Source organism: uncultured Microbacterium sp. (assembly GCF_947632095.1).
GTDB lineage: Bacteria > Actinomycetota > Actinomycetes > Actinomycetales > Microbacteriaceae > Microbacterium.
In genome coordinates this window covers 1-4,510 of sequence record NZ_CANROA010000084.1, presented here as the reverse complement: position 1 = coordinate 4,510, position 4,510 = coordinate 1, and the positions used below count along the sequence as shown (strand labels likewise).

6 protein-coding genes and 1 tRNA gene are annotated in these 4,510 nt (G+C 66.0%); 4 read left to right on the top strand and 3 right to left on the bottom strand.

From position 1 onward, the window contains the following. The 3 genes from Q0Z66_RS12045 to Q0Z66_RS12035 all read left to right on the top strand — a co-directional run. Positions 1 to 900 (top strand): M23 family metallopeptidase (locus Q0Z66_RS12045; RefSeq protein ID WP_298041484.1); only part of this gene is annotated, 900 nt, incomplete at its 5' end. A gap of 293 nt (positions 901 to 1,193) precedes the next feature. Next, positions 1,194 to 1,691, top strand: coding sequence for an HNH endonuclease (locus Q0Z66_RS12040; RefSeq protein WP_298041482.1), 498 nt, complete (start codon positions 1,194 to 1,196; stop codon positions 1,689 to 1,691). A gap of 38 nt (positions 1,692 to 1,729) precedes the next feature. Further along, a tRNA-Arg gene (locus Q0Z66_RS12035) sits at positions 1,730 to 1,804 on the top strand. Positions 1,805 to 1,911: 107 nt separating this feature from the next. Here the strand turns inward: Q0Z66_RS12035 and Q0Z66_RS12030 are convergent. Genes Q0Z66_RS12030 through Q0Z66_RS12020 form a run of 3 tightly spaced genes read right to left on the bottom strand, consistent with a single transcriptional unit; the run spans position 1,912 to position 3,893 of the window. Next, positions 1,912 to 2,457: a DNA starvation/stationary phase protection protein gene (locus tag Q0Z66_RS12030; RefSeq protein ID WP_298041480.1), complete on the bottom strand. Its 546-nt coding sequence runs from the start codon at positions 2,455 to 2,457 to the stop codon at positions 1,912 to 1,914. Between the two features lie 2 nt (positions 2,458 to 2,459). Beyond that, positions 2,460 to 2,690: a hypothetical protein gene (locus Q0Z66_RS12025; protein WP_298041478.1), complete on the bottom strand. Its 231-nt coding sequence runs from the start codon at positions 2,688 to 2,690 to the stop codon at positions 2,460 to 2,462. A 27-nt stretch (positions 2,691 to 2,717) separates the two neighbouring features. Beyond that, positions 2,718 to 3,893: an alcohol dehydrogenase catalytic domain-containing protein gene (locus Q0Z66_RS12020; protein ID WP_298041476.1), complete on the bottom strand. Its 1,176-nt coding sequence runs from the start codon at positions 3,891 to 3,893 to the stop codon at positions 2,718 to 2,720. A gap of 149 nt (positions 3,894 to 4,042) precedes the next feature. Between Q0Z66_RS12020 and Q0Z66_RS12015 the strand changes: the two genes are divergently transcribed. After that, positions 4,043 to 4,246: a hypothetical protein gene (locus tag Q0Z66_RS12015; RefSeq protein ID WP_298041474.1), complete on the top strand. Its 204-nt coding sequence runs from the start codon at positions 4,043 to 4,045 to the stop codon at positions 4,244 to 4,246. Positions 4,247 to 4,510 lie beyond the last annotated feature (264 nt).

Sequence of the window (4,510 nt, the reverse complement as noted above, 5' to 3'; positions counted from 1 at the left end):
CACGAGAAGCAGAGTGCCGACGAGCCAGCGCACCCGAGCGCCCAGGCGCAGGAGGATCAACTTTTGGCCGCTGACATTGAGCAGACCGCGAAGACATCTGAAGAGATTCTGAAGAGCAAGCACGCCGCGGGACCCCGCGGCGGTGCACGCAAGATGGCCAAGCCCTTGCGATCGATTGCGATCTTCGGAGCAGTCGGCGCGCTCGTCGCCGCTGTCGCTCTTCCCGCTTACGCGGCTACCGGAACCCCCGTCGATGCGACGGCCACCCTGCAGCAGCTGGCCGTCGACGACGCCCAGTCGCTGGTCGTCGCCTCCGAGGCCACCGCCGCACCGCTCGACCGCGGCACCTACGACGCGACGAGCTCGGCCGAGATCGAGAAGAAGAAGGCCGAAGAAGCGGCAGCGAAGCGCGCTGCTGCAGCGGCCGCTGCTGCTGCGGCCTCCGCTTCCACCGCATCGACCAGCAACTTCGACGTCGGCAACTACGCCCTCGTCTCACCCGGGTCCGGTGAGGTCCGCTACCCGCTTCCGCGCGGCTCCTACAGCGTCAGCCGCACGCTCGGCGGCGCGCACGAAGGCGCCGACATGCTCGCTCCGGCGGGAACACCGATCTATGCCGTTGCGGCTGGCACCGTCCGCGTCTCCACGGAGAGCGTGGGCGGTTATGGGGTGGGTGTGTTCATCGACCACGTGGTCGGCGGCCAGGTCGTCTCCACCGTCTACGGGCACATGCTCTACGGGTCGCGTCAGGTGCAGGTCGGTCAGCACGTCGAGGCCGGACAGCTCATCGGGTTCGTCGGAAGCACGGGGCGCTCGACGGCGAACCACCTGCACATCGAGGTCCGCGTCAACGGTGGTCTTGTCGAGCCGGTCGGATGGCTGGCCGCCAACGCCGGCTGAGTGTTCACCTTCGGTTCCCGCATCCGTCGGGATCATGGGCTAACCTGAACCCGTCGTCGCACGGACGGGAGAAAGCCGATGGAACGAATGCCGGGCATCCGCACCATGGATGCACTCGGCCGTTACGTCCTTCGGCATTGCCCGCAGGGATGCACGGAGTTTTTCGCGTGTTGAAGGCGCTGTCTGTGAAGACAGCGCCTTTTTTCGTCCCTGCGGAGAGCTTTCATCCGCGTGACGTCGTGTGAGTCGAGAGTGCCGGGAAGCCGTCCCGGCGGATCGAGAGGATGACGACGATGCGCACACTGGTCCTGAACGCCGGATACGAACCGCTCGCGGTGGTCTCCTTCAAACGAGCCCTCGTGCTCGTGATGAACGAGAAGGCCTCCGTGATCGAACGTGTGGAGGACGATCCCGTCTGGGCAGCGGGCGGAGCCTATGACCGCCCCGCGGTCATCATCCTGACGCGCTATGTTCGCGTTCCGATGAGCAGGCGCGTTCCCGTCACCCGACGAGGTGTCCTGCGCCGCGATGACCACCGCTGCGGATACTGCGGAAAACCGGCATCCACGATCGACCATGTGGTTCCCCGATCCCGGGGTGGCCAGGACTCCTGGGAGAACCTCGTCGCCTGCTGTCTGCGCTGCAACAACGTCAAGAGCGACCGCACACCGCAGGAGATGCGCTGGGAGCTGCGCACCGTCCCGCAGCCTCCGCGCGGCGGAACATGGACGGTGCGGGGCACCGAGCGCAGCGATCCGTGCTGGGAACCGTACCTGGCACTCGCGGCGTAGGCGCAGGCACCGCTTCACTGAGTAGACTGGTCATGCCAGCCTCTGTAGCTCAATGGAAGAGCAGTTGCGTCCTAAGCAAACGGTTGGGGGTTCGAGTCCCTCCAGGGGCACCAGTCATCAGGGCAGACCTCCCAGGAACGAAAAAGCCCCGACCGTTACCACACGGCCGGGGCGAGACGGATGAGAAGTTCCGCCTATCGAGATCAATCATACCCTGTGATCACTGAGCGGCCGGCACCCGGTTCTCGGCGCTGACCATCCACGCGAACTGCTCGAGACTCTCGAGGACCGCGTGCAGGATATCCGCGCTGGTGGGATCCTCTTCATCGACGGCGTCGTGGACGTCGCGGCAGGTTCCCACGGTCCCTTCGAGGCGCTCGGTGACGAGATCGACCACATCAGTCGTCGAGATCTCCCCGGTCGGGAACTCTGGCAACGAGGTCGTCTCTGCCACCGTGTCGCTGCGTCCGTCCGGAACGGCGTGCAGGGCGCGCATTCGCTCGGCGATCGTGTCGCTGAAGCCGCGAGCCGCGTCGATGATCTCGTCGAGCTGGCGGTGCGTGTCGCGGAAGTTCTTTCCGACGACGTTCCAGTGCGCCTGCTTGCCCTGCGATGCCAGCTCGATGAGGTCGACGAGCACCTTCTGCAGGTTGTCGCTCAGGCTCTTCGACGCGGTGAAGCCGCTCTCGGCGTTCTGCTCGTCGGTCAGCCGCGCTCCCCGGGCGGGACGGCGCTTGTTCTTCGTCGTGTTCGCGGTGGTGGCCATGGTCAGTCCTCTCGTTGAATGGTTTCGGGTTCGACCTGCGGGCGGCCGATGATGCCGATGCCGACGGCTTCATGGCTCGGCTCGGGTTCGGTGCGCTCGGGCGCCGTCGGGACTTCCTCCGCCTCCTTCTCGGTGCTCGGCTCCTGGAGCTCTTCGGTCGTGGGCATCTCGTCGGAATCGGGCGGCGAGGGTTCGGTGGGATCGGAGCCGGTGCTCGGGGCGGGATCGCTCATGGTGGCTCTCCGTTCGGTCGTATTCGGTCAGGGGCGCAGGACGACTTTCACGCAGCCGTCCTCCTTCTTCTGGAAGGTCTCGTAGAACTCCGGGGCATCGTCGAGGGGCGCATGGTGGGTTGCGAGGTCCATCACCCCGAGCGGGTCGGCAGGGTCCTCGATCAGCGGCATCACGTCGCCGACCCAGCGTTTGACGTTGCACTGGCCCATGCGCAGGCTCAACTGCTTGTCGAACATCGTCTTCATCGGCATGAGATCCGCATCACCGGCATAAACACCGCTGAGGGAGATGGTGCCACCGCGGCGAGCGAGATCCACGGCCGCATGGAGGGCGGCCAGTCGATCGACTCCTGCGCGGTCGAGCAGTTTCTGGGCGACCGGATCGGGCAGGAGGCCCGTTGCCTGCTGCACGAACTTCGCAGCGGGCGACCCGTGTGCCTCGAGCCCGACGGCGTCGACGACCGAGTCCGCTCCGCGCCCTTCCGTCAGGTCTCGGATCTCGTCGGCGACCGATTCGGTGAGGTCATAGGTGAGGATGCCGCGGCGCTCCGCCACGGCACGGCGTTCGGCGACCGGCTCGATGGCGAGCACCCGATATCCCCGGTGCACGGCGATGCGCGAGACGAGTTGCCCGACAGGCCCGAGCCCCAGCACGACCAGTGTTCCGCCTTCGGGGACATCGGCGTAATGCACGCCTTGCCAGGCGGTGGGCAGGATATCGCTGAGATACAGGTACCGGTCGTCGGGGAGCTCCGCTCCGACACGGATGTGGTTGTAATCGGCGAGGGGCACACGGAGGTACTCGGCCTGCCCTCCGGGGATCTGGCCGTACAGCTTCGTGTACCCGAACAGGGCCGCGCCATTGCCATACTCCCGCACCTGCGTGGTCTCGCACTGCGACTGCAGTCCGTGCCGGCACATGAAGCAGTGCCCGCAGGCGATCGTGAAAGGGATCACCACGCGGTCGCCGACGGCGAGCTGCGTAACCTCGGACCCGATCGCCACGACTTCGCCCATGGGTTCGTGGCCGAGGACATCGCCGCGATCCAGGAACGGGCCCAGCAGCTCGTACAGGTGGAGATCGGAGCCGCAGATCGCCGAGGACGTGATGCGGATGACGGCATCCGTCGGTTGCTCGATGGTGGGATCCGCCACCTCCGAGATCTCCACCTTGCGTGTTCCCTGCCAGGTCAATGCCCTCATCGTGATGTTCCTCCGTTTCGTCGTCCGTGCCAGCATGGCGCGATCGGGCCGCGAGGCGTACCGGGTTGACAAAGCCGGCCCCGGTGTCAAGGGTCATGCGCGCGCACGACGCGTGAGGCAGGCTCGACGGGCGACGGACAGGAGAGCTGATGCACCGCGCGGCCGAATCGATGACCAGCACGGTGGGGAGAGCCTGGTGGGAGACGATCCGACGCACAGCGCGGGCCTTCGTCGTCGACCAGTGCCCGGATCGGGCGGCAGGGCTCACCTTCTACGCTGTTCTGGCGCTCGTGCCCGCGGTCATGGTGGCGTTCTCGGCGGTCAGCATCCTCGGCCGCGCCGAGGAGACCTAATGCGGGCGTCGGAAATACCGCGGGACCGGTAGTTGGAGGTGCTACAGCTCCACTAGGGCAAGAGACTACTGCTGGTGTGGCGACCGCTAGTCCGATTGCTCCAGGGGTTGCGCCAGTTGGCACTCTAGCTAGTGCTCCAGTTGAAGCATCTACGGCTACGCCAGGCTCTGCTGCGTCAGTGGACCCGACGGCGTTCAAAATCCCAGGGATGTAAGCATCAAAAAAGCCCTTTGCTAGGGCTACGTGGCGGACACGACGAGACTC